Here is a 26,436-nt window from a genome sequence, read left to right on the forward strand (position 1 = left end):
ACGATAATTTCCTCTTTTTTATATGTAAAACTACCTAAATGCCGAGGCTGCGTCGCAGGGTATCCACTTGATGGTCCCACAAATCAATAGCATCTTGTTTCTCGCTTGGTTCTGCGAAATCGGTTATTTGAAGGGCTGTCGTACCGCTTAGTTCCAATTTATGGATAGAAAACTCGAAATAAGCTACCGGGTCTGTCTCATCTTCCCAACGATAACGGATTCGCTCATCGGGCTTAAGCAATACGACCCTTGCCTGCTGCATGTCTTTATCCCACCGGAAGGTATACAACGTACGGTTCGTTATCGTCACTTTTTCGGCAAACCATGCGGCCAGTCCGTTCGGAGTGGTTAGCTGATTCCAAAGGCTATTAAGCGACACGTTGCCTAATCCATACTCAATATCAAACTTTTCTTTTGTCATAAATCAATGAGCCTTTATGTTTTTCGGCGGCAATATACGAAAAATTCGACACTTGACAAATTTTTAATTGAATATTAATAAAAAATAAGTTCCCGCCATACTTTTCGAGGAAAAGAACGGTGCAAAAAGGAATGGATACCGAAGTAAACTTCCAGACACCCTGAAAAAAGTTCGAAACATACGACCCATTCTCTATCTTTAGCCTAAAGATACATATCTTTAAGCTGCAGATACGTGTCTTTAAGTTGAAGATATATATCTTTAGGCTAAAGATAGAGAAATACTCGAATCCTTTCCCATTTTCCATAGGACCTAATCACTTTACTCCAAGTACCTATCCGCCTTAAGCCGAGAAACTACGAATCAGAATCCGTAACATGGGTAACACGAACTGTAATATAGGTAATGTTTCGTTGCTTTCTTCCCCTTAATTTTGCAGCATGAATAAGAATATAAATAAAAAACATAGCTTATGGACAAGAAAATGACACGCAGGACTTGGATGAAGTCCTCAATTGCAGCTTTAGCCTCGATGGCCGTGCTCAAAGAGATGCCGGCGTGTGCTAAAATAGAGGCTACGCAAGGGATGAGCGTAGCCAAAGCATCGAAAGTATACATGACGAAGGAAATCTCACCGGCCAGTTTGGTACGCATCTATGAAGCATTGGGACGCAAAGCTACGGGACACGTAGCCGTCAAAATATCAACGGGCGAACCTGGAGGGCATAACTTCCTGCAGCCTGCATTGATAAAAGATTTGGTAAAAGAGGCGAACGGGACAATCGTAGAATGCAACACCGCCTATGCTGGTCGCCGCTCTACGACGGAAGAACATCTAAAAGCAGCTCGTGAACACGGCTTCTTCGAGATTGCCAACGTGGATATCATGGACGCTGAGGGCGACATGCGACTTGAAGTACGCGATAAGAAACACTTGCAGTACAATCTTGTAGGAGCGCATTTAAAAGATTATGACTTCATGATTAACCTCGCCCACTTCAAGGGGCATGCCATGGGCGGATTCGGAGGTGTATTGAAGAACCAATCCATTGGCGTCGCCTCCTCCCATGGGAAAGCTTATATCCATACAGCTGGTAAGACATCCGAACCCGCCGAACTATGGAACAACTTGCCTGAGCAAGACGCTTTCCTCGAGTCGATGGCTGCCGCCGCACAAGCCGTAGCCGACCACTTCGGAGACAAAATTCTTTATATTAACGTCATGAACAATATCTCCATTGATTGTGATTGCGATGCGCATCCGCACGATCCGGAATTACAAGATATTGGCATTCTTGCTTCACTCGACCCTGTCGCACTCGACAATGCCTGCCTGGATTTGATTTATGCCATCCAACCAACGGAAGGAAATAACAATCAACCGCTTGTCGAACGCATCAACCAGCTCCACGGACGACACACAGTCGATTATGCCGAGCAAATCGGATTAGGAAGTAAACGCTACGAAATAATCACTATTTGATATGATAAAAAGGTGTACGGATGGACAAACAGGAAAACAACATTTTTAAATATAGTCTGCTACTTTTTTCAACCCCTGTTTGTTCCATCTGTCGCCTTTCGTTTTTACTCTTTCAACTGGATTAAATAATCTTTAAATCCATCCGACTCTACATATTTATATTCCATCGAATCATCCGAACAAATCAGAAAATATTCTATTTCGGGAAGCTGTTGCTTTAAGACAGCCGCACTATCCGAACCTATCACCATGCAAGCCGTCGCACAAGCATCTGCCAACTGTGCCGTTGGAGCAATAACCGTTGCACTTAACACATCCCGTTGAACCGGTGTGCCGGCACGCGGATCGATAGTATGAGCATATTTCTTTCCCTCTTTCAAATAGAAATTCCGGTAATTGCCGGAAGTAGCCATCCCCCGACGCGAACCTTTCAAATGAATCGTTGCCTGAAGTTCTTGGTTCAATCCAGAAGCATCATCTGTCGGACGTGTAATCCCCAAGCGCCAATATTCACCCCGTGGATTAATACCCTTCGAAACTATTTCTCCCCCAAACTCAACCATATAATTCTGAATGCCATGCTTATCGAACATATCGGCAATCATATCGCATACGGTTCCATCGGCCAACGAAGAACAATTCAACGACATTCGAGCATCCTCCTTCTGAATGCGATTACCCTTCAGATGCAATTTCTGATACCCCACGAACTGCTGAATGCTATCGATATGTGCTGGCGTAACACTATCCTTTTTACTAAAACCGAAGCCCCAAAGATTAATCAGTGGGGCTGACGTAATATCATAAGCACCATTTGTATAAGAAGAAAGTGTTAAAGCCGTATGTAATGCTGTCAATAAAGTCGAATCCTCAACTACATCCAATTCATTTCGATTAATTTGCGAAAGAACGGATGTCGAATCAAAAACATTAAACAATTGATAAAAGCGATCCAATTCTGCTTTTATTTCCTCATCAAGCGGTTCATTATATTCATATTTAATATGAAAAGGCGTATGCAATTGCCCACTATATGTATAATACTGTTTCGAAACTGATTGGCAACTAACAAGACTTACTAGCCAACCAAACAAACACACAAATAGGATATAATTCTTCATGCTTAATTCTAATTAAAACTCCGATGTAAAGTGGAACTTAATATCCGGAAAATCCTGCTGTGCCATCATCAAGACATAAGAGGAATCGGCGAGATAAACATCGCGGCCTTCCTTATCCAACGCCATGTATTGCGCTTTACGCTTTTTGAAATTCTCAAGCATCTCGGCGTTATCGCTTTCAATCCAGCAAGCTTTGTAAAGACTGAGGGGTTCCCAGCGGCATTGCGCACCGTACTCGTGAAGCAAACGGTATTGAATTACCTCGAACTGGAGCTGGCCCACAGTACCGATAATCTTCCTGCCGTTGAACTGGTTGGTAAAAAGCTGGGCGACGCCTTCGTCCATCAGTTGCTCGATGCCCTTGTTCAGTTGCTTTGCCTTCATCGGGTCGGCGTTCTCGATGTATTTGAACATTTCCGGCGAGAAACTGGGGAGGCCCTTGAAGTGAAGCTCTTCGCCTGCGGTAAGCGTATCGCCGATTTTGAAATTTCCCGTATCGGGCAGACCCACAATGTCGCCAGCAAAAGCCTCGTCCACCACTTCCTTCTTTTGCGCCATGAAAGCCGTAGGACTGCTGAAGCGCATCATCTTCCCGAAGCGGACGTGTTTGTAATTCACGTTGCGCTCGAATTTTCCGGAACAAACCTTCACGAAAGCGATGCAGCTGCGGTGATTCGGGTCCATATTGGCATGAATCTTGAAGACGAAGCCTGAAAACGCATCCTCTTCCGGATCAACCACCCGTTCCAGAGCCTGAACAGGTCGGGGCGAAGGCGCGATACGGATAAAGCAATCCAGCAGCTCCTTAACACCGAAATTATTCAGCGCGGAGCCGAAGAACACCGGAGCGATGTCGCCAGACAGGTAGGTATTCACGTCGAACTCCGGGTAAACGCCTTCAATCATTTCCACATCCTCGCGGAGCTTTGCGGCCTGAGCCGGGTCGATGTAGTTCTCCAATTCCGGGCTGTTGATATCTTTAAACTCGACGTTTTCCGTTACGTATTGTTTGCTCGGCATATAGAGATTAAGTTTTTGCTCGTAAAGATTATAAACACCACGGAAACGCTGGCCCATATCAATTGGCCAACTGAGCGGGCGGACGTGAATGTGGAGTTCTTCCTCGATTTCGTCCAGCAAATCGAAGGGGTCTTTACCATCACGGTCCATCTTGTTCACAAAGACGATGACGGGCGTCTTGCGCATACGGCAGACTTCCATCAGCTTGCGTGTCTGAGCTTCTACCCCCTTCGCCACGTCGATAACGATGATAACGCTATCCACCGCCGTGAGCGTGCGAAAAGTATCTTCGGCGAAGTCTTGGTGTCCGGGCGTATCGAGGATGTTTATTTTATGGTCGGCATAATCAAACGCCATGACGGACGTAGCCACGGAGATACCGCGCTGCTTTTCGATTTCCATCCAGTCCGACGTCGCCGTCTTCTTAATCTTATTTGATTTAACTGCACCCGCCACGTGGATAGCTCCACCGAAGAGCAACAACTTCTCTGTCAATGTTGTTTTACCCGCATCTGGATGACTAATAATTGCAAATGTTCTTCTCCTTTTGATTTCTTCTGAAAATTGGCCCATTTCTTTTGTTTATTTCTTCAATGCATTCATATTAGCTAAACAAGTACGAAGGCTATCCGTCCAATGCGGAATCTGTAATCCGCATGCTTGTTTGATTTTCTTTTTGTTTAACACACTATACCACGGACGAGATGCTACAGACGGGTATTCACCCGTTTCGATAGGAAGCACCCGAGCTGGCAAACCCGCTTGATAAATCACCTCATGCGCAAAATCGTACCAACTACACACGCCTTCGTTCGAATAATGGTAGAGTCCCGCTTTCAACTCACCGCGCGAATCACTTTCTAAGATTTCCATCATGGCAAAAGCCAAGTCTCCCGCATACGTCGGCGTACCAACTTGATCACATACCACCTTTATCTCTTCCCGCTCGGCTCCTAAACGCAACATCGTCTTGACAAAATTAGCTCCATATTCGGAATAAAGCCATGACGTACGCAAGACAACAGCTTCCATCGAACGCAACAATACCTGATAATCACCCATCGCTTTCGTCTTGGCATACCAGGATAACGGACGAATTGGATTATCTTCCGTATAAGGTAAGAAATGTTCTCCATCAAACACAAAATCGGTCGATACGTGCAGTACTTTGAAACCGAATTTATGTGAGAAGTCGCTCATCATACGAACCGCGTCCACATTCAGCTTTTCACAAGCATCACGTTCTGTCTCTGCCTTCTCCACATTCGTATAAGCCGCGCAATTCACAATCCAATCTATCTTATACTTCTTTTGCACACAAAAAAGCGTATCCCAATCCGAATAATGCACCATATTAAACTCATCCTTATCCCAAAAGAGAAATTGAAAGCCAGGATGTGCCGGTGCGATTGCTTGGAGCGAGCATCCTAATTGCCCTTTAGCCCCTAATACCAATACGGTTTTCATCGCTATTCATTTTCTAATTCAAGTTTTCCTTCCATATCATCTCGGTATTTTGCCGCCAAAAGTGCCAGAAAGGAACTAATTTGCTTGATGCCTTCCAACGTTTCGGGACTCACTTCTTGCCCTTTCATGCGCAATACCAAATAACCATAGACCGCCGTAAAGCAGGTTTCCAATTCAGCTACATCCGTACCTCCCGATTTCGCGCGAAGTTGGACGATATAAGGTAACGTCTTATAATAAGCCGCTCCATAAACCATCTCACGCGGAGATTTCAAAAGGCGGAGATGCAAATCAGTCAAAGTAATGACCACGTTCTTATTTAATTGAATATGCCCTGATTCCTTAACGCCTTCGCTACGCATCATTTCAATGAGTTCTTCGTACCATTGTTCTATTTCACGCATCGTCTCCTCGGGTTGTTGATAACGTGAAAGAACATTTCGGCGGATTTCCTCCATATCAAAATGGTTCGCGCGAATCAAATCTTCTACTTGCCACATATAAAGCAAGTATTCGCAGATGTTTTCTTTTCTTTTCTGACGAGCTATAATCATAAGGATAATGTAAAATCAGATACTGATTGATAAAAGTCGGAATCTTTTATACCTAATTGCCGGCAAGCCAACCGGGCGGCATTCACATTGACCAAGAAATAACGGTTCAATACCCGTATCGGATAATCTCCGTAACGTGTCTGGAGAAATGCCTGTCCATCGCGGCACACCGTCGGATGTTCTTCAAAAGGAATAGCCGTAATGTCTGCCCGGATGCCTTGCACCAATTCGTCGATGGTCGGATCTCCACCATAATATATAAGCTTTCCTTCGCGCTCAATCGAAGTTGAAAAATAACGGTACATATTCATATAGGCTTCAGGCGAGGCATGGTCGTGCGAGGATTCCCACGCCAAGTTCGTCATAACCGCAATATGAGGACGATAAAATTCTAACTGCGAACGTTTTTCCAAAAGAGAGGTAACGTGTTCATCGCCTTCTATCAAGGCAATCCGCGATTCATAACTAAAATGCAAATGCGTGGCAAGATGCGGCACTTCGCTGGTTAAAGCATAATCGAACGCATACTTTTGCTGTTTCAAAGCGGCCATAATCATCGCTAAAATAGCCCTTCTTCCCCGGCTACCTGCTACGACGACGCGCGTCTTCGACTTCGTCCGTTGATAAATAAACTCGGGTACCGACAACGTCAACAAGCCTAACTCGCGGGCACGTTGAAGCTCCGGGTTATCGCCTTGCACTTGGCGTCCCAACACAACCGAGTAAGTATCTTTGGTCAATCGTTCCGGAAACCAACCATTTCCATAACACGTAAGCCCACGATGACGCAACTCGTCTAACAACGCATCCGAGAGAGCTCCCCCCGAAACGCTAACCTCATATCCCTTTTCCTGGATGGCCAAAGCCAATTCCAACATAAGTGGATCCGTGATTGAAATTAAATGAACCTTTCGCATTGCTTGGATTTTATGCTTGCAAAAGTACGAAAAAGGAACGATTCACCCAAGGGAAAATTAACGCCTATGCGCTATCCTTTCCAAATCCAGGCAGAAACCTCATGAAATATAACGAGAATCGGAAAAGATTATAGTTATGATTGAAAAGGTTTATAGTTATCATCCGAAAAGTTCATAACTACCATAAAAAGGGCATAAGCAGGACTTTTTCGCCCCTTCGCCCTACAAATCGGCTCGATTTGTACGAAAAAAACGTTTAATAAACTTGTCAATCAGAAAAAAGCATTACCTTTGCAACCGATTTTTGAGAGAGGCAACATAATGTCTAACTTACTAATTAAACAAACAAAACAATTTTAGTATTAACAAATTTAGAATGGAAAATTTAAAGAACATTCAGCCCATCGAAAACTTCGACTGGGATGCTCTTGAAAAGGGCGAATCTTACGGAAACGTAAGCAAGGAAGACCTTGAAAAAACGTATGACGAGACCCTGAACACGGTAAAGGAAAAGGAAGTGGTCATGGGTACGGTTACAGCAATGAACAAGCGCGAAGTTGTTGTAAACATTGGATTCAAATCAGACGGCGTCGTTCCGATGTCGGAATTCCGTTACAATCCGGATTTGAAAATTGGCGACCAAGTAGAAGTTTACATTGAAAGCCAAGAAGACAAAAAAGGACAATTAATCCTTTCTCACAAAAAGGCGCGTGCTTCTCGCTCTTGGGAACGTGTGAACGAAGCACTCGAAAATGACGAAATCATCAAGGGTTACATCAAATGTCGCACGAAGGGCGGTATGATTGTCGACGTATTCGGCATCGAAGCCTTCTTGCCGGGTTCTCAGATCGACGTGAAGCCGATTCGCGACTACGATGTATTCGTTGGTAAGACAATGGAATTCAAGATTGTTAAAATCAATCAGGAATTCAAGAACGTGGTTGTTTCGCACAAGGCTCTTATCGAAGCAGAATTGGAACAACAGAAGAAAGACATCATCTCCAAGCTGGAAAAAGGCCAAGTATTGGAAGGTACAGTCAAGAACATTACCTCTTACGGCGTATTTATCGATTTGGGCGGCGTAGATGGTTTGATTCATATTACAGACCTTTCTTGGGGACGTGTTTCGCATCCGGAAGAAATCGTTCATTTGGATGAAAAGATTAACGTGGTTATTCTCGACTTCGACGACGAGAAGAAGCGTATTGCCCTTGGTTTGAAGCAGCTGACTCCGCATCCTTGGGACGCTCTTGACCCGAACTTGAAGGTGGGCGACCACGTAAAGGGTAAAGTAGTCGTGATGGCTGATTACGGTGCATTCATCGAAATCGCTCCGGGCGTAGAAGGTTTGATTCACGTATCGGAAATGTCTTGGACACAGCACTTGCGTTCGGCTCAGGACTTCATGAAGGTGGGCGACGAAGTAGAAGCTGTTATCTTGACGCTCGATCGCGAAGAGCGTAAGATGTCTCTCGGTATCAAGCAACTGAAACCGGATCCATGGGAGAACATCGAAGAACGCTTCCCGGTTGGTTCTCGTCACATGGCTAAGGTTCGCAACTTCACAAACTTCGGTGTATTCGTTGAAATCGAGGAAGGTGTTGACGGTTTGATTCACATCTCAGACCTTTCTTGGACGAAGAAAATCAAACATCCGTCTGAATTCACGCAGATTGGTGCGGATATCGAAGTTCAGGTATTGGAAATCGATAAGGAAAACCGTCGCTTGAGCTTAGGTCACAAGCAACTCGAAGAGAATCCTTGGGATGTATTCGAAACTGTCTTCACGGTAGGTTCTATCCACGAAGGTACTATCGTAGAGATGTTGGATAAGGGCGCCGTTATCGCATTGCCTTATGGCGTAGAAGGATTCGCTACTCCGAAACACTTGGTGAAAGAAGACGGTTCGCAAGCCCAAGTTGATGAGAAGTTGCCGTTCAAGGTAATCGAGTTCAACAAGGAAGCTAAACGTATCATCCTTTCGCATAGCCGCGTATTCGAAGATGAGCAAAAGAACGCTAAACGCGAAGCTGCTGCAGAAAAGAAGGCTAAGCACAACAAGAAGGAAGACAATATCCTCTCTACTCCGTTAGAGAAGACTACGTTGGGCGATATCGAAGAATTAGCTGCATTGAGAGACAAACTTTCAGGTAAATAATTCCATAAAGATTTCATAAGCTTTGGGCCGGCTCCTACAGGTTAGGGGTCGGCTTTTTTGCGTATATAAAATGCTTTTCCTACTTTTGCAGGCAAAAGAAAAAACATGAAACGTTTATTTATATTCGATTTGGACGGCACGTTGCTCAATACCATTGCCGACTTGGCTCATAGCACTAATTACGCATTAGAAAAGAATGGTTTCCCCACGCACGAAGTGAGCGAGTATAACTTCTTCGTGGGAAATGGCATCAATAAACTCTTCGAACGGGCTTTGCCGGAAGGACAAAAGACAGAAGAGAATATCCAAACTATTCGCCGGGATTTTTTGGCCTACTACGATATCCATAACGCCGACAAGAGTTGTCCCTATCCTGGTATTCCGGAATTGCTGCAAGCGTTGCAAGCGGATGGTGCCCAAATAGCCGTCGCTTCCAATAAATACCAAGCGGCCACCGAAAAACTCGTGCCTCATTTCTTTCCGCATATACATTTCACGGCCATCTTGGGGCAACGCGAAGGCATCCCGACGAAACCAGACCCGACAATCGTGTACGATATCCTCGCCATCGCCGGCGTATCGAAAGAGGAGACGCTTTATATCGGCGATTCGAACGTAGACATGCAGACGGCGCTTCAGAGCGGCGTGGATGCGTGTGGCGTCACGTGGGGATTCCGTCCGGCCAGCGAACTGGAGGCTTTCCATCCGAAATTCATGGCTCGGCAGGCTGCGGATATTCTAGCGTTTCGAGGGGCTTAATGCTATCAGGCTTGTGGATTAATTCCGGATGCGCCTCACGAAAGGCTTTCTGCTTTCGGTATAGTTCCGAACTGGGCAGGTCGTTGTATTTCCAACTGGCGGCACGCTGGCGATTCTTCACATGCTGGCGATATTTCTTCGAAAAAAGGTAGGAAAGAACATGGTTGAAGTCGGTACCGATTCCTCGCATAGGTGTCCGTTTAACCGCACCGGGTATTGAAAAGGCTTGCGGGTTCATCCGTAATTTCTCTTTTGGCGCAGGTTCCAGTTGGCGTATCGCGGCCTGAGGCGGCATCTGGGGAATGATAACAGACGAACGGCCGTCGTAAAGCGTCTTCTCGTCCGGGCGGATATAATCCGAAAAGTCTTTGATAATAGGTATGTCCGACTTGTCGGTTTCCTGCATCTTCAAGGTCGGATGGGCATTGATAAACGTCCCGTCTTGAATAGCACGTTGAAACTCCGGATTCAACCGCAGTGTATCTTTCCCCGAAAGGATATTCGCCAACCGGACTGAGTCTTCCCGGCTCCACACTTGCGCCCTCAGCCCTTCGGCCGAAGCCAGCAAACCTATCAAACTTAACAACCAAAACCTTATCATCCGCACAAAATCTTCGGGGGCAAAGATATGCCTTCCCCGCCGCTTTTCTCCCGTTTTTCTCTTAAAAAACTAAAACTGTTCTTTTGCCTTGATGCAAAAGAACCAAAAAATCAAGGCTTACACTCCAGAGGCTACAAATTCGCTTCGCTCCGCTAAAATCTCGGAAAACTCGCTTCGCTCAAACAGCCGAGATTTTTTCACGCTTCGCTTGGAATTTGCTTTACGCCTCTTTCGTTAGGCCGGTTGGGCTGCATTTTCATTTGTGCGAGGCTAGAATCAATGTTTCTAGAACCATGCAACGCTGCATAAAGCTAGAATCATTGTTTCTAAAGCCATGCAACGCTGCATAAAGCTAGAATCATTGTTTCTAGAACCATGCATCGCTGCATGAAGCTAGAATCATTGTTTCTAAGGCCACGCAACGCTGCATAAAGCTAGAATCATTGTTTCTAGAACCATGCATCGCTGCATAAAGCTAGAATCATTGTTTCTAGGACCATGCATCGCTGCATGAAGCTAGAATCATTGTTTCTAAGGCCATGCAACGCTGCATGAAGCTAGAATCATTGTTTCTAGGACCATGCAACACTGCATGAAGCTAGAATCATTGTTTCTAAGGCCATGCAACACTGCATAAAGCTAGAATCATTGTTTCTAGAACCATGCAACGCAGCGGGAAGCCAGATGCAACGCTTCTAGCTTACTTCAGTCATTCGGAAGAGAAAAGCAAAAAGGAGAACAAGGACAAATCGGCTTAAAGAAGTTGACCTAACGAAAGCGGCGTAAAGCAAATGAGGGTGTGGAGTGTGAAAAAATCTCGGCTGTTTGAGCGAAGCGAGTTTCCCGAGATTTTAGCTCCACACCCCCATTTGTAGACGCTGAAGTGTAGCCTTGAACTTTTGGTTCTTTTCTTTCAAGAGAAAAGAACAGAAGAATTTCTGTACCTTTGCAGGCATGAAAACAACACATCTGATACATCGGGAATTGCAACTGACGGCCGACGGCTCCCATACGCTCTTCGTGCCGGAGATGAACGAACACTACCACTCGGTAAACGGCGCGTGCCAAGAATCGGAACATATTTTTATCCGCGCCGGATTGCAGGAGGTCCCGAAAAAGGAAATCCAACTGCTCGAAATCGGTTTCGGCACGGGACTGAACGCGTTGCTTACACTGAAAGCCATCGAAGAGGCGGCTTGCCAGCGGATTGTTTACCATACCATCGAGTTATATCCTCTGCCTCCGGAAACGATCAAAGCACTAAACTATGGCGATCGGATTTGGCCGGAACGAAAGGATTTGTTCTTTGCCCTGCACGAGGCGGCATGGAATAAGGAGGTGCGGATAAGCAACTGGTTCGTCCTGCATAAGATACAAGGAGACTGCCGCCTGTGCACCTTTCCTTCGAATATAGATCTGATTTATTTCGATGCGTTTGCCCCTGAAAAACAACCGGAGATGTGGACGCAAGCCATGTATGAAAAACTATACCAATGTGCGGCGGAAGGAGCTGTGCTGACGACCTATTGCGCCAAAGGGGAAGTGCGGCGCGGGATGCAAGCAGCCGGTTTTGAAATGGAACGCTTGCCCGGTCCTCCAGGCAAGCGTCATATCTTGAGAGGTCGGAAGCGAATTACATCCGTTCCGGGACTTCAATCCCCAGCAACGCCATGCCTTCCTTGACCACCTTTGCCACATTGGCCGAAAGCACAAGGCGGAACGTCTTCAACTGTTCGTCCGCTTCATGCAAGATAGAATAATCGTGGTAGAATTGGTTGAATTCCTTCACGAGGTCATACGTATAGTTGGCAATCAACGCCGGACTGTACGTGTCGCCGGCCTCTTTCACCACCGAAGCAAAGTTGGCTAAGAGCTGAATCAAGCCCTCTTCCTTCTCGGAAATCTCGAAATTCGTAGGCAAAGCTGCAGGCAACGAGATACCCTGCTCGGCCGCTTTGCGCAAGACAGAGCAAATGCGGGCATACGTATATTGGATGAACGGTCCCGTATTGCCATTAAAGTCGATAGATTCCTTCGGATTGAAGGTCATGTTCTTGCGCGGGTCCACCTTCAAGAGGAAATACTTCAAGGCGCCGAGACCAACCATGCGGGCAATGTTTTCGGATTCTTCCTTCGTCAGTCCGTCGAGCTTACCCAGTTCTTGCGAGGTCTCGCGGGCGGTGTTAATCATCTCTTCCATCAAATCGTCGGCATCGACCACAGTACCTTCGCGGCTCTTCATCTTTCCTTCGGGCAATTCGACCATGCCATACGAGAAATGCACCAGTCCCTTGCCAAAAGCAAACCCTAACTTGTCTAGCAAGATAGAAAGCACCTGGAAATGGTAATTCTGTTCGTTACCCACGACATATATCATCTTGTTGATGGGGAAATCGTCGAAACGTAACTTCGCCGTACCGATGTCTTGCGTCATATACACCGAAGTCCCGTCGGCACGAAGAAGAAGCTTCTCGTCCAACCCTTCCTTCGTCAAATCAGCCCATACCGAACCATCTTCACGGCGATAGAAAATACCCTTTTCCAATCCTTCAAGTACCTTTGCCTTACCTTCCAAATAAGTATCCGATTCGTAATAAATCTTATCGAACGAAACGCCCATCAAGCGGTATGTCTCATCGAAACCGGCATAGACCCAATCGTTCATCATCTTCCAGAGTGCACGCACTTCCGGGTTGCCGGCTTCCCATTGGCGGAGCATCTCGCGTGCCTCTTGCATCAAAGGAGAAGCAGCCTCGGCCTCTTCTTTCGTCATACCTTGTGCTTCGAGGGCAGCGGTCTCCTCTTTCAACTTATTACTGAAGAGAACGTAAAAGTCTCCTATCAGGTGGTCGCCCTTCTTTCCCGTCGATTCCGGTGTGGCACCTTCGCCCCACTTCTTCCAAGCCAACATCGACTTACAGATATGGATACCACGGTCGTTCACAATGTTCGTCTTGACCACCCGGTTCCCATTGGCTGCCAATATCTGCGAAAGGCTATAACCCAAGAGGTTGTTACGCACATGTCCTAAGTGTAAAGGTTTATTCGTATTCGGCGATGAATATTCGACCATCACCAACGGAGAATCGGCCGTCGCCTCGCGAATACCGTAATGCGGCTGGGCGTTCAACTCGTTCAACAAACCAATCCAACATCCACTGGCTACCGTCAAGTTCAAGAATCCTTTGATGACGTTATAGCTCGCCACCGCCGGTTCGTGCTGTACCAAATATTCGCCTATGGCTTCAGCCGTCTGTTCCGGTCCCTTCTTTGAAATACGCAAAAAAGGGAACACGACCAACGTCAAATGTCCCTTAAACTCCTTCTTCGTCTTCTGCAACTGTACTTGTGCGGCATCCACTTCTGCCCCATACAGTGCTTTGATACCGGCCACCACCGACCCGGTAATTTGCTGTTCTATACCCATATTTCTTTCTTCTAATCTATTTTGCCGCAAAGGTACGGCTTTTCGGCGATATAACGGCCATAATATAATAAAAACACAGAGCCCCTGAGACAGGAGCTTCCGAAAAAGCTCCATGTCCCGAGACTCTGTGCCCAGTCAATAATATCAATCAATTAACGCACGATTACTTTCACACGTTTCACCTCTTGGCCACTCTCCAAGATAACGACATACACACCGGCTGGCACACGTACTTGCGTATCGCCGCTCAGTTGTTGTTTCGTCTGGATGCGACCGCTGATGCTAACCACCGTCAAGTCCGCATTCACTACGTTCTTCACTTGGATATAACCGTCACCTGCATAGATGCTGGCCGATTCGATATCTTCGATGCCGGTTGGCGTGCCCGAAAACTCTGCCTTCAGTTCCAAGTCCTTCGTTACCGTGATTTCACGCAATTGCTCACGATTACCATCACTCCAGCGAGTAAACGAAACACCGCTCTCCGGATAAGCCACTAACGTCAAGGCATCGCCATAATAACATTTGCCATCCGCTGGACCTTCTACCTGTACCTTACCAACCAAATAGCCCTTCGTGTTCTTGTATTCACGCGGGATGTTGACTTTCAATTCGGTTGGGTTCGGGAGCGAAACAGTGATGGTTGTATTGCCCGTCACAGAAGATAAGCGATAAGTACCAGCCGATGTCGGCGTCAACGTCGTACCGTTCGCCTTTACGACCAAGTTCTTGGCATCAGCTGCCAACGTCGAAATCGAGAATGTGAACGGATCGTTGAACTTCACCCCGTTCTTGCCCGGATTATTGATAATCGCGCCGCGCACGGCATTGGCCTCTGGCAATGTAACAATGTACTGCGTATTCGGGTCGATGATTTCCTCGGGGTCTTCTTTGATGACGCGGAAGGAGCCGGTTACTAAGATGGATTCATCTGGCATTTCAATCGTTACCGTAGATCCAGAATAAGTCTGGCTTGTCTTTGTTCCCTTTACAGTAATTGATTCTACTTCGAAGTCTTCATTCGGAATCGCACGAATCGTCAACTTCGTACCAGCCGGAATCTGCGTATTCTTCGCATAATTATCTACGATGATCTTACCATTCTGCACATCTGCAATCGCCAAAATCGGTTTATCAGACACAACAATATCTAAATCTAATGCCGTAGTCGTCTGATCTTCGATTTCCAGATAAGCAATCTCGTAGTTTGTCTGATCGTTCGGAACAAACTGAATACGATAGTTCTCGCCATCTTCCGGTATTGTCGTTGCAGCATCTACATAAGAGAACTTACCTTGTACTTCAGCCGAACCGCCACGCAACGTCGCAGCTTCCAAAGTTTGTCCTTTGCCAATCATATCTACAGAAGTAGGCCAAGTGATGGTTGGCACTTTCTTGGTGATTTGCATCTTGCCTGTTCCTACAAATGAATATCCAGCATAACCTTCTTCCATTGACATTGGAATATCCAGACAGATAGTATAAAATCCTGCGTTCTTAGGAGCTCCTGCTAATAAATTGCCAGACGCATCTTTATATGTAATGGTCTTGCATATCGCATCTTTATCGGCACCTGTTAACACCGAGCCATCTTTTTTAATAGTAATCTTGCTATTATCAAAAGGAATAACATCTCCTGTATAAGGCGTTGAATATACTTCGTCGATTGTTATTTCAAAGATGTCTTTCAATTCGTCTTTCAACGCAATTCCAAAAGTCTCATCTTTCGTAACAGAAGTCAAAGTCCATTCAAACGTATTATTGCCTATATAAGTAGCAGGCTTATACTGTTTATCTGCATCTATAAATTCTACCGTCTTATAATCTGCTACAATTGCCTGCAATTTGATAGTCGAACCTTTCGCAACAGAAACTTCAAATTTGTCTGTTCCGCTCTTCAATTCTTGAGTACCATTAAATACTTTAACTGTAATAGTCGGTGCATTTCCCATGGACACGCCATCAACACGAACATCTTTCGGATTGATTGTTATTGTTTGAGAGGCAAGTTCTTGGTCTCCGACTTTAACAGGAACAACCACGGCTGCAACTTGGTAATTTACATCCTCTTTACCATCCTTTTGTACTTTGAAACGTAAAGTTACCGTATGTGCTTTAGCATTAACGCCTCCAGGTACGGCGTCTCCGGATTCATATAATACTGAAGCATTCGCAATTCCGCTTAAATCATTTACATCAATTGTCGTAGTTCCATTCTTTCCATTCACAGCGACAATTTCAAATACACCTTTTACTGTTTTATCTAAAGCTGTACCTTCTCCTGTGCCGATTTCATATTTATACGTTCCATCTTCTTGCTTTATAGCTTTTACTTCCGGAACTGTTTTAATTTGTACATCGGCCGGTTCGATTATTAAAACGGATTCAGCACCTTTTTTATCTGATGTATAATTAATACCTTCTACCGTAACTTTTGTTTCTTCTATGGCTTGATAGCCATCTTTAGCATCTCGTGCATATTTAACAGCATAAGAACCTGCATCTATTGGCTTATCTTTTGTATAAGTGTTATCGCTTGCTCCAGCTACTTTATACCAAATATCTAATTCCAAGTTTGATGGAGTTGTTGTATATTGGAATGATTTCAATGAACCATCATAAGTGACGGTCTGTGCCTTTATGACTTGTCCCGCATTAGTGGCACTCTTATTCGTAAATGCAACCTCAATCTCTTTCAATACCGATACTTTGATAGTAAATGAAGCATTTCCTTCTTCCGGAGCGGTAAATGCAGTTGTATAGACACCCGTAGCAACAGGAGTCAAGGGCAATGGCTGAGTTTCACCAAGCATTATTGATTCAATCGCATATTTACCCTTCATGTCTTCATTTAATTCCAATTTCATCGCAACCGTTTCGCTTGCTGTAATGCTTGATGGAGTCGCTTTAAACTGAACATCCGTACTAACCGGTATATTATCTCCGCTGGAATAAATCAATTTCACTTCCTCTTCTTCTACAGAAATGGCCTTAAATACATCTGACCAATATTGTGCATTTGTACCCGATAAAGCAAAGCTATATTCCTGATTGATAGAATTAGGAGTAAACTTGATAGCAATGGACATATTCTTGTCGACTTTTACTGTTGCTACATGTTTAGCAGAGAAAGGCGTATTAGGTGTAGTTGGCTCTTCTGCATTGATTGTATAGCTTTCCTTATAGAACTCATCCGGTGCTGCTATAATTTCCAATTTATTGCCATAAGGTACATCCTTCGACAATGTCCCGGCAGGCCATGGTGTCGGCGTTAATTCACTGCTTCCAGGTTCCTTTTGTGCATATTCAATCACTGAGAAATCTCCACCTTTTGTCTCTTTTGAGAGAGTTACTTTCTGAGGTTTTCCTTTAAATATAGCTTGAATTGACACGGCTTCCTGGACGGTAGGATTACTATCGCTCGCCTTGGCTTTTACGGTAAACTTCTTTACTGTTCCAGTCAATTCGCCATCCACTAAACCCGTTGTAACGAACTTATCCAATTCGTATCCTGTGGTAGGAGTAACAGTTACAGATATTTCCGTGCCTTGTTCCGCAGAAGTAGGCAAACCATTGACATCACCTGTTGACGTACCCCACATATCTTTCGGACTGTCTATTTTGTCCAGTTTGATAGAAGCCGGTGTAATCTTAATGCCTCGGCTGATAGTAACAGTTGCTTTGCCATTGCTGATTGTACAACCTACTTCACCGGAAGTATAATAACCATCGCCGTCCACAAATGCAAATTGATTGCCATATTCTTTAGCCACAATCGTACCTTCTACGGCTTTCCAATTAGAGAAAGTAACGTTCGAAAAATCACCATGGAATGCAATCAACTTCGATTTCAATTGACTTAATACATCGAAACCTTTTGCTGTTCCAGTCGCCCAACCATCACCGTCTGCAACTGCGATGGTTTGCGTTCCTGTTATTTCACAAGAAGAAGGTGCACTAAGAGTAGACAACTGATTCTCTCCTAATTCTACCTTCGTCAAAGCTGTTGCTTCTGTTACGTACAAGTGAGTCAAATCTCCATTTCCTGTAAAAGATAATGTCTTAATCGTATTATTGGGATCCTTCAAAGAACATTGAATGACCTTACCTGAAACAGATAATGCAGTAACGGTTTCGCTAACTTCAACTATATAGTTCTCAGCCTTATCATCGTTTCCTTGATTGGCCGTAACCGTGACTTGTGACTTCCAACCGCCATATCCCACAGTTCCACCTATAGCTGAAACAGTAACTGTATTACCTTTCTTTATATTTAAAGTGAGCTTTCCTGTGGTCGCCCACGAAACACCCACCGACACAAACAGCATCAGCAGGGCTAAAAGTAATCGTTGTTTCATATCATGATATGTTTAATAGTTGTTTTTTTGTTTGCTTATCTCGTTTTAGTGCAGCCTTCCGCGCCTCTCGTTTAGGATAGCTCCGTATCCTTATAAGGATAGCATCATATCCTTATCGGGATAGCTCCGTATCCTTGTAAGGATAGCACCGTATCCTTACCGTAATCGTCACATGAATCAAACCGAGACGGGCTAAAGGTCGCCTTTAGACGGAAAAAGCCCCTCTCTATACAGAGAGAGGCTTCCCTTATTTAAATTGTCAATTGTCAATTATCAATTGTCAATTACTTAACCACTACCTTGAAGCTTTCGCCGTCTACCGATACCACTGCGATACCAGCCGGAACTGCGATCGTTTCGTTGTCTGAGTTGATAGTTTCGTTAGCAACTACCTTACCCAAGATAGTAGCAACTACTACGTTCTTGCCTTCAGCACCCTTCACGATGACTGCACCGTCCGTTGCAACTACTGAAACTGCACCTTCTGCTGCGATCGTTTCGTTTGCTGTAGCGTATTCATCTGTAGTCTCGAACGAGAATACTTCAGCCTCTTGGATATCCGGAGTTACTACGGCTACACCGTTGTGGATCTTAACCCAACCCTTAGTAGCATCCTTGTAAGCTGTTTCGATATAGAAGTTGTCACGTTCTGTATCTACATAGCGGAATGCGAATGTAGCGTAGTTCAAACCGCCAGTCTTATCCAAACCTTCTGTAGACAAGTCGAATACCGTCTTCGTATTATCGATTGTCAAAGAGTCACCTTGGTGCGTAGCGTTTACGAAGCCTAAGCGATACCATTCAGTGTTGTTGAAGTCGCGGTTCACATACTTGTAAACATTGTTCGTAGCAGCCGAATCAATCATATTTACAAGGTAAGCACCCTTCGTCAAGATGTGGTGGTTGTGGTTCGGGATGTTAGAAACTTCTGTAGAATCTACATTGCGAACAGCCAATAAAAAGCGTGGGAACGCTGCATCATGTACGTTAGCTGTATCTACAAAGATCGAGTTGCAGATGTCTGCATCTTGCTTTCTCAATTCCAACAAACCTACGTTCGAACCCTTCACAGCACCATTTTCGCCTAACAACCAAGTGTTATCACCTTCTACGAAGAACTTAGCGTTCATACGATCTTCACCACCGCGGATGTCTGCGTAGTTCTGCTTGCCAACCTTTTCGAAGTCTAAGATACTGTTTGCATAGCTGCTTGCATAACCACCAGAAATCAAGTTACCCGGTTGCAATTCAGCTGTCAATTGGTTCACGAATACGCGAGCACCGTAAGCCGGTTTGCCTGTTGTATTGTTGTCTGTTGTAGAAACTACTTCCGGATCAACCAATACGAACTGGTTCGCATCAGGAGTGATTTGCTTGATGTAGAATGCACGGCGATACTTCACGTTTTCAGTACCCGGTACTTCTTCTACGTCCAAGTTGAACGAATACAAATCGTTATCCTCAACATCGTTGCCATTCTCAACTTTATTGAACTGTACCTTTACATCCTGCAAACGATACTTACCGTTCGACAAAGTAATATAGCTACGTGTCTTGATACTTTCGTCTTCGATACCTGAGTTAGCGCTCACTTCATCCTTATAGATGTAGTATTTAGCACGTTTCAACATCTGCATCGTATCAACTGCTGTCGGATCGTTAGCGTCCGGACGAACATAACCATATACTAATTCGTCAGCATAGTGTTCGTTGTTTGTATTTACATACTTATCAACGTCCTTAACCAATGCTCTTTCCAGCTTGTAAGCACCTGTTGAATCCGGAGTCATCGTCAATACACCGTCTACAGAAGACAATGAGAAGCGAGTTGTGTTCATGCTTGTCATGCCAATGTTGTAAACCGTTGTATCGTTCTGGCATTCTGCCTGCGAGAGGTTCAAATAACCCATGTACGGATCATTCAATTCAGCAGCCGGAACTTCTGTCAAACGAATCTTATCGTAGTAAGTTTCAGATTGACCTGCCGAGTTCGTGCGAGTTGCTTGGTTGATGTATACGCCCGGTTCGTCTGTTGCCCACCAGTATTCCGTATTCCACTGACGGCCAGATTCACGGTTGATCATCACATAGTGGTTGCCATCACCCTTGATGTACCATTGAGCCGACGGGATAGCCAACTTCTTGTCAGAGTAAACCAAGTTACCGACATTTGCGTTATCTGCACTGTGCAGACCTTCGTTAATGCCCGTGTTGTCTTTGATTACGTCTCCTAAAGTAGTGACTGTCTTATCTCCAGCTTTTGCACCATCGCCATCACCTGATACACCACGATCCCACTTCTGTGTATTCTGGTTCCAGTAAGCGAACATAGCGTTTGTAGCAGCTAAGTCCTCATAGCGATAAGCGCCTACGCCTGCGATCTGCGAATCTTCCTCGTTAGCATTCTGGATATAGTAATATCCTTCTTTGATATTCGCTGCAGCTGGAATATCCGAGTTCTGACGCAAACCTTCGATAGAGATGTTTGTTAACAAGCCGTTGTAAGTAGCGTCGTTCGGATCGGCGATGTCAGTAGATAAGAATTTCTCATTGCTTGACAATGTAACCAATTTAACGACATTGCTGTTAGCCTGTACATAAAGCGGACTCCAAATAGTCTTCATATCTGCATCTGTTGCTGCATTTGCTGGATCTCGAACTAACATTTGTGAATAAATTCCATCTCCTACACTATTATAGAAAGGAACATCACGTTGATTGATACCACCACCGTCTGAAATTACATCCTGTACTTTCAAATTAGTAACAGCATTCCAAACATCTTGTCCAGTTCTATATTCAGCACCAAACTTGTTGTAACCATTTGATGAACTTGAAGAACTGAATGCTGAATTATAAGCCAATGCACGAGCTTTTATCTCATTTGAAGATGTTGTTGCATCTACATAAGCCGGATAATAACCTACTGCGTTTACTTCTCCAGATATAGCATCAGTACTTAACGGATTCTTTGAATTATCCAAAGCATATGCTGCAATATCCAAATATCCAGAAGTAGCAATATCATGACGAACTTGATACCACCAAGGTTCATCATTCTTCGCCTTCTTGTAAATCATTTCGGCCTGCAATTTCAAAGTCTGCGTAGCCGGATAGAAGATAGGACGGAAGTTTGATTGACGCATTAACTGGACGTAAGCAGCAGCAGAGTAACTTACCGCATCGTATAGCGTTTTATTACTTTTTTTAGTATTCAACTCCTCAATAGTGGTTTGATCTTTCAACACAGCTGCACGCGGGAAAGTAATTTCCTGAACGGCCATCTTCAATTCATAACGGTCTTGAGCTGCTTCATTGTAATAAGTAGTATCGACCATTAAGAATTCGCTTGTACCTTTTTTCTGGAAACGAACGAAACCATCAGCAGCATCACCTGGAACACGATTCTTACCTTCAATTGCATCTGCACTGATAGCTTCGAATGTAATTCCGTCATCTGTCATAATATTCGTGCTACCCACAACGCCCGGGTCGAAAGTAAACTTGAAGCTCTTGCTATCCTGACCTCCATTCAAAGTCTCTGCACCCAATTCTGAATTGATTTGGTCTGCAGTCAAAATGATCGGGTTAGCTTCCCAACCTTCGAACTCTACATATTGGTACTTGTCTCCATTTGTTGCAGTCAATTGACTATACGCTGGTCCAAAACCTAAGTTGCTATTCAACAATAAACCTGTCAGTTTAGAATTTCCATTTGTATCTGTTTTCTTTACCAGGAATAAAGTTGTCCCATTACTAAACTGAGCAGAAAATTGATTTTTCAGAACTTCTTTGCCTAAATCATTCCGAGAAGTCGTAGCAGCTCTTTCTCCTTCAGCCCAACGCCACTGAGTTTGGCCAGCCACAATTTTCAATTCTACTTCTTTTGCATCAACACCTGTAATAGCAACATCCTTTGCTGATGAAATTGAAAGTTGGAGAATTGCATCTGTTGCTTTGTTTTGTAAAGTATAATACAATGTGTTACCTGCACCAGATGTTTCCTTCTTCGCAGTTACTTTCCATAAAGTACGATCCAAAAGAATACGATTCGAACGAATGTTTGCGTTCAAAACATTTTCTACTTGTAATTCGTAATGACCTTGGTTATTCGTGTCATTTACCCAAACCATTGTCAATACCTCCTTACCTTCATGGCCATTACCTTGAGGATCACCACTGACAACAAATTGGAAATACTGATCTTCCGCAATATCTCCATTTACGTGCTTCAATTCTGCAATAGGTTTTGCTCCGTACGTGGTATTAACAGGGAACGGAGAAACTGTCGGGAATCGCAGATTATCCACCGCATCTGATTCATCCGCGCTAATAACACCTTCTGTAGTGAAGGTAGCGTTTTGAATCGTGTACCCTGTTGTCGGAGCAACAGCACCAGAAGTTGAACCTCCAAAAACTGTTGCAAAAGCTACGGCATTACCCGCGAGCAAGAAGCCCGCGCAAAGCGTAAGTACTTTTTTGTTCATAACTAAACTAAAATTTAATTGTTAATAAAATTGAGTTCTATAAAATTCTATTCTAATATTCTATTCAAACCTCCGCGGGAACGTCTTCCTTCGCGGAATCGATGCAAAGGTAAGGAGGAAAAATGAAAATGCAAGAGTTTTGCTGAAAAAACTTTTGAGTTTTTATCCGAAACTAAGGGAATCGAGGACAAAACCCCAGGGTTTCGAGGATAAAATCACTATTTATACGATGCACGGTATCCATTTGTGCTAAAAAGGCGGTATGTCATAATGGGTGTATGGCACACTGAACACTGATTTAACAGATGACCTCAGTTTTTTTATTGATTTATAACTAAATAAATCTGTGGTCATCTGTTAAATCAGTGTTCAGTGTGCCATTTTCTATTTAGGACACACCTTTCCTATTCTATATTATATAATCTGATTATCTCGTCTTTGTAGCACGAGTTACATTCCGCCTCCCTGTCCTCCGCCTTGGCTGCCGCTATTACCTCCGGATTTCACATCATCGTTTTGGATGCTACGCGCCGTTTTCTTCACTTGCGTCTTCAGTTCGCCAAATCGCCAACTGATGCTGAGGTTCACGTAACGGTTGGGCGATTTGCTCTCGCTCCACGAGCGGAAGGTATCCGTTAGCGTCTCGTTGTTGTAGGTTTGATATTTCTGGAAGATATTGCTGGTGCTGATGGAGATATTCAAGCGGTCTTCCTTCAGGAACGAGCGGCTCAGTCCGATACCATAGAAATAATAGGAAGAGCCTTCGCCTTGCAGGGAAATATAGGGTGTGCTTCCTCCTCCGTAGAAGCTGAGACGCAATTTCCACGGCAGGGTTTGCTGGACATTGCCGAAGAGATTCCCTTGCCATCCGTAATTATGGCTCGCGAGGGCATCGCTCTTATAATCGACGTAGGAACCGCTGGCATTGATGGAAATACGCGTCTTGCTGCCCGGATTCCAGTTGGCCCAGAGCGAGAGGCGCGTCTGTTTCGTCTTGCCGACGTTGCCATACGTATTTTCCATCACGCCGTTGTTCATAAACGAGTACCGCTCGATGCCATTATTGATGAACATATAGCTCAACGAGGCATTGAGGCTGAACTTGGCGGTGAAGCTACTGTAGGTCAGTCCGAAGTTGTGCGACTTCTCCGTATCCAAATCCGGATTACCATAACTGACGGAGGTCGGATCGCTTTCATCGCGGAACGGATTCAAGTACCAGATGCCCGGACGGTTGATGCGCATGTTGTAATTGGCGCGCAGGGTCGATGCCGTGCCCAACATGTAGGAGATATTGGCCGAAGGAACCACATCATCGAATCCCGCGTCGAAATTACGGTCGGGCTGCAGGTCGTATTCCACGTTCATGAAGGTATGTTCGTAGCGTACACCCGCCTTCACGCCCAGCTTCTTCCATTTCAGCTGGTAGTCTGCGTAAGCGGCGAGGATGTTTTGCCCTTGGTCGAAGATACTGCTCATATCTTGGCTTTGCAGGAAAGAGCCGTCTGCCTGCTCCAAGAAATACTTGCTGTCGCTGGCATTCTTCCGGAAGATATACTTCGCGCCGGCGTCCACGTAGTGCATCTCGTTCAACGGGTTGACGTAATCGAGCTGGAGCGTATGTTCCGACGTGTGCGCGTCGTTGTCGTAGCGTTGGTCGATGAGGTCGAAGGGAATATTTTCGCGCTCTTCATACATCGTGGCCGATTCGGAGTTGTTCGGCGAGTTGTTGAATTTGTAAGAGGCGGTCAGGTATTCTCCCTTCCGCTTCATCGAATGTTGGTAATCGAGGTTGACGCCTACATTCCCGAAGCTGTTGGTATTGGCACTCCGAGACTTGTACTTATACATCAGCTCACGTTGCGCATTACGCATTTCTGCGGAATAATCATTGTCAGTGTCAAACGAGCCGCCGAACACATTGGCCGAGAAGGTGAGCAGGTTTAAGGTGTCGATTTCGTAGCTCGCCTCGATGTTGCCAAATTGGAAATGGCCGTTGCTCTTATAAGAATTCTCGCCATTTAGGTATTTATACTGATCGGACGTGTAATCCTCTCGACCGGACATGCCATAGCCTCGCGGTGAATATTGCCAACTATGTGAGTAATTGCCGGTCGCGGTAAATTTCCCGACTTGTACTGTTCCGTAGGCGTAAGCGCCGGCATTCTGGTTGCCTCCGTTCGCGCCCAGCGTCACGTTATAGCCCTGCATCTTCGCGTCCGTTGTAATGATGTTCAGGATACCGCCGATGCCCTCGGCGTCATATTTCGCGCCCGGCTCGGTAATGACCTCGATAGACTTCACCGAGTTGGCAGGCAGGCTGCGCAGCACCTCTTTCGGATTGTTGCTCATGAGCGTATTCGGCTTGCCGTTCACGTGCACTTTGAAGTTCGACGAGCCGTTCACCTGGATATTATCTTCGGCGTCGACCGTCACGAGCGGCACCTTGCGGAGCATTTCGAGCGTCGTGTTGGTTTTCGAATCCGGGTCGTCCTCGATGCTGTACGAAATCTTGTCGATTTCCGCCTTCACCAACGGCTTTTGCGCCACGACCTCTACCCCTTCGAGCACTTCACTATCTTCCGAGGTATAAAGCGTCCCCAGATCGGCCATCTTTTGCTCGTCGGTCGTCGTAAACGTCCGGGAAACTGTTTTCTTTCCAATCGATGTAATATAAATAATGTATTCGTTGGCCGAAGGAAGATCGGCTTGGAACTTCCCGTCCAGATCCGAGGCCGCCAACTTGACCGGCTCTTTCGGCTCGCTTTTCAAATACACGCGAATCGTCGCATAAGGCTCGCCTTCGTGCGACAAGGAATCGAGCAACACGCCTTTCACTCCAAATGCCCCCGCCTTTTGTTGCGCCTGGGTCACGCCAGCCAGGAAGCAAAGCAGGACGATACACGTCCCCCAGCATACATGTTTCATGGTTTACACCGTTTTTAGTTTACAAATAAATTAAATCTACCTCTTAAATCCACTCTCTACCTAAAAGAGCAGACACTCCAAAAGTACAAGTTTGTGCCATACGCTCCTATCCTTTTCCTGTTAAATTAATACAAAAAGCCCGTCCTTTTCATTTTTAAAATTTGCTGCAGGCCTCGCTTCGCTTCGACCAGACAGCTAAGCAAAGGGGGATGTATCAAAATAGAGAAATATTATCAGGAAGTAACTGAAAAAGCTCCCCTGCCTTAGGGGAGCTCCCCGCAGGGGTGAGGGGTGGTTGCTTATTATGAGAGATTTAACCCCTCAGTCTCGCTACGCGAGCCAGCTCCCCTAAGGACAGGGGAGCTTTTCAGATAGTATTTTGATACACCACCTTATATTCGCCTCGAAGAGGCACAATCTTCAGGTAACCGTGGGTCGAAGCGGAGCGAGGCCTGCGGTATCCAATCTAAAGGGAAGAGCCGTGATGCAAAAGGAGGAAACCTTATGTAACCCTGCGAGAAGCTAGAAGTCCGACTTCTAACGCCATGCAATGCTGCGGGAAGCTAGAAGTCCGGCTTCTAATGCCATGCAATGCTGCGGGAAGCTAGAAGTCCGACTTCTAACGCCATGCAATGCTGCGAGAAGCTAGAAGTCCGACTTCTAACGCCATGCAACGCTGCGGGAAGCTAGAAGTCCGACTTCTAACGCCATGCAATGCTGCGGGAAGCTAGAAGT

General features: G+C 45.2%; 15 protein-coding genes. 4 read left to right on the top strand and 11 right to left on the bottom strand.

Translation table 11 applies throughout. The features are described from left to right. Positions 1-34 precede the first annotated feature (34 nt). The gene (locus B5F77_RS09365) at positions 35-421 is read right to left on the bottom strand and encodes an START-like domain-containing protein (protein ID WP_087330113.1); all 387 of its coding nucleotides are present in this window, start codon (positions 419-421) and stop codon (positions 35-37) included. A gap of 472 nt (positions 422-893) precedes the next feature. Here B5F77_RS09365 and B5F77_RS09375 point away from each other — a divergent pair, with 472 nt between their 5' ends. Beyond that, positions 894-1,904, top strand: a complete 1,011-nt coding sequence (locus B5F77_RS09375; RefSeq protein ID WP_087330117.1) for a DUF362 domain-containing protein — start codon at positions 894-896, stop codon at positions 1,902-1,904. 104 nt (positions 1,905-2,008) lie between these two features. Here B5F77_RS09375 and B5F77_RS09380 read toward each other — a convergent pair whose 3' ends face one another. The 5 genes from B5F77_RS09380 to B5F77_RS09400 are packed head-to-tail and all read right to left on the bottom strand — an operon-like array spanning position 2,009 to position 6,983. After that, positions 2,009-3,025: an FAD:protein FMN transferase gene (locus B5F77_RS09380; protein WP_087330119.1), complete on the bottom strand. Its 1,017-nt coding sequence runs from the start codon at positions 3,023-3,025 to the stop codon at positions 2,009-2,011. A gap of 12 nt (positions 3,026-3,037) precedes the next feature. Continuing rightward, entirely contained in the window at positions 3,038-4,618 is a 1,581-nt protein-coding gene (locus B5F77_RS09385) for a peptide chain release factor 3 (protein WP_087330121.1), read from the bottom strand. A 9-nt stretch (positions 4,619-4,627) separates the two neighbouring features. Continuing rightward, complete coding sequence (gene rfbD, locus B5F77_RS09390) at positions 4,628-5,512, bottom strand: dTDP-4-dehydrorhamnose reductase (protein ID WP_087330123.1); 885 nt, start codon at positions 5,510-5,512, stop codon at positions 4,628-4,630. Between the two features lie 2 nt (positions 5,513-5,514). Beyond that, positions 5,515-6,066, bottom strand: a complete 552-nt coding sequence (locus B5F77_RS09395; RefSeq protein ID WP_087330125.1) for a DUF4924 family protein — start codon at positions 6,064-6,066, stop codon at positions 5,515-5,517. Next, complete coding sequence (locus B5F77_RS09400; RefSeq protein ID WP_087330127.1) at positions 6,063-6,983, bottom strand: Mur ligase family protein; 921 nt, start codon at positions 6,981-6,983, stop codon at positions 6,063-6,065. Before B5F77_RS09400 ends, B5F77_RS09395 begins: the two co-directional genes overlap by 4 nt. A 376-nt stretch (positions 6,984-7,359) precedes the next feature. Between B5F77_RS09400 and rpsA the strand changes: the two genes are divergently transcribed. Together rpsA and B5F77_RS09410 are read left to right on the top strand one after the other, a co-directional pair. Then, complete coding sequence (gene rpsA / locus B5F77_RS09405) at positions 7,360-9,141, top strand: 30S ribosomal protein S1 (protein WP_087330128.1); 1,782 nt, start codon at positions 7,360-7,362, stop codon at positions 9,139-9,141. Between the two features lie 105 nt (positions 9,142-9,246). Continuing rightward, positions 9,247-9,900 carry an HAD family hydrolase gene (locus tag B5F77_RS09410; protein ID WP_087330130.1) on the top strand — a complete coding sequence of 218 codons (654 nt, stop codon included), beginning with the start codon at positions 9,247-9,249 and terminating at the stop codon, positions 9,898-9,900. On the opposite strand, the gene B5F77_RS09415 is transcribed toward B5F77_RS09410, so the two are convergent. Beyond that, on the bottom strand, positions 9,854-10,501 hold the full coding sequence (locus tag B5F77_RS09415) for a hypothetical protein (protein ID WP_087330132.1): 648 nt from the start codon (positions 10,499-10,501) through the stop codon (positions 9,854-9,856). The two genes, B5F77_RS09410 and B5F77_RS09415, sit on opposite strands and share 47 nt — an antisense overlap. Positions 10,502-11,455: 954 nt before the next feature. On the opposite strand from B5F77_RS09415, the gene mnmD reads away from it, so the two are divergent. Beyond that, positions 11,456-12,184 (top strand): tRNA (5-methylaminomethyl-2-thiouridine)(34)-methyltransferase MnmD, encoded by a 729-nt coding sequence (mnmD, locus tag B5F77_RS09420; protein WP_087330171.1) that lies wholly within the window; start codon positions 11,456-11,458, stop codon positions 12,182-12,184. Here the strand turns inward: mnmD and argS are convergent. The 4 genes from argS to B5F77_RS09440 form a co-directional block, all read right to left on the bottom strand. After that, the gene (gene argS, locus B5F77_RS09425; RefSeq protein ID WP_087330134.1) at positions 12,135-13,928 is read right to left on the bottom strand and encodes an arginine--tRNA ligase; all 1,794 of its coding nucleotides are present in this window, start codon (positions 13,926-13,928) and stop codon (positions 12,135-12,137) included. The two genes, mnmD and argS, sit on opposite strands and share 50 nt — an antisense overlap. 152 nt (positions 13,929-14,080) lie before the next feature. Then, on the bottom strand, positions 14,081-18,286 hold the full coding sequence (locus B5F77_RS09430) for a T9SS type A sorting domain-containing protein (protein ID WP_140392862.1): 4,206 nt from the start codon (positions 18,284-18,286) through the stop codon (positions 14,081-14,083). A gap of 284 nt (positions 18,287-18,570) precedes the next feature. Next, entirely contained in the window at positions 18,571-22,773 is a 4,203-nt protein-coding gene (locus B5F77_RS09435) for a DUF6383 domain-containing protein (protein ID WP_087330137.1), read from the bottom strand. Between the two features lie 450 nt (positions 22,774-23,223). Continuing rightward, complete coding sequence (locus B5F77_RS09440) at positions 23,224-25,701, bottom strand: outer membrane beta-barrel family protein (protein WP_087330139.1); 2,478 nt, start codon at positions 25,699-25,701, stop codon at positions 23,224-23,226. Positions 25,702-26,436 lie beyond the last annotated feature (735 nt).

Source organism: Parabacteroides sp. An277, assembly GCF_002159645.1.
Classification (GTDB): domain Bacteria; phylum Bacteroidota; class Bacteroidia; order Bacteroidales; family Tannerellaceae; genus Parabacteroides.

Excerpts from the sequence above, each read along its gene's own strand:
- B5F77_RS09380 (WP_087330119.1), bottom strand. The coding sequence starts at position 3,025 with ATGAAGAATTATATCCTATTTGTGTGTTTGTTTGGTTGGCTAGTAAGT.
- B5F77_RS09385 (WP_087330121.1), bottom strand. The coding sequence starts at position 4,618 with ATGGGCCAATTTTCAGAAGAAATCAAAAGGAGAAGAACATTTGCAATT.
- B5F77_RS09415 (WP_087330132.1), bottom strand. The coding sequence starts at position 10,501 with ATGATAAGGTTTTGGTTGTTAAGTTTGATAGGTTTGCTGGCTTCGGCC.
- B5F77_RS09440 (WP_087330139.1), bottom strand. The coding sequence starts at position 25,701 with ATGAAACATGTATGCTGGGGGACGTGTATCGTCCTGCTTTGCTTCCTG.
- B5F77_RS09395 (WP_087330125.1), bottom strand. The coding sequence starts at position 6,066 with ATGATTATAGCTCGTCAGAAAAGAAAAGAAAACATCTGCGAATACTTG.
- B5F77_RS09410 (WP_087330130.1), top strand. The coding sequence starts at position 9,247 with ATGAAACGTTTATTTATATTCGATTTGGACGGCACGTTGCTCAATACC.
- B5F77_RS09435 (WP_087330137.1), bottom strand. The coding sequence starts at position 22,773 with ATGAACAAAAAAGTACTTACGCTTTGCGCGGGCTTCTTGCTCGCGGGT.
- B5F77_RS09430 (WP_140392862.1), bottom strand. The coding sequence starts at position 18,286 with ATGAAACAACGATTACTTTTAGCCCTGCTGATGCTGTTTGTGTCGGTG.
- rfbD (WP_087330123.1), bottom strand. The coding sequence starts at position 5,512 with ATGAAAACCGTATTGGTATTAGGGGCTAAAGGGCAATTAGGATGCTCG.
- mnmD (WP_087330171.1), top strand. The coding sequence starts at position 11,456 with ATGAAAACAACACATCTGATACATCGGGAATTGCAACTGACGGCCGAC.
- B5F77_RS09365 (WP_087330113.1), bottom strand. The coding sequence starts at position 421 with ATGACAAAAGAAAAGTTTGATATTGAGTATGGATTAGGCAACGTGTCG.
- B5F77_RS09400 (WP_087330127.1), bottom strand. The coding sequence starts at position 6,983 with ATGCGAAAGGTTCATTTAATTTCAATCACGGATCCACTTATGTTGGAA.
- B5F77_RS09375 (WP_087330117.1), top strand. The coding sequence starts at position 894 with ATGGACAAGAAAATGACACGCAGGACTTGGATGAAGTCCTCAATTGCA.
- rpsA (WP_087330128.1), top strand. The coding sequence starts at position 7,360 with ATGGAAAATTTAAAGAACATTCAGCCCATCGAAAACTTCGACTGGGAT.
- argS (WP_087330134.1), bottom strand. The coding sequence starts at position 13,928 with ATGGGTATAGAACAGCAAATTACCGGGTCGGTGGTGGCCGGTATCAAA.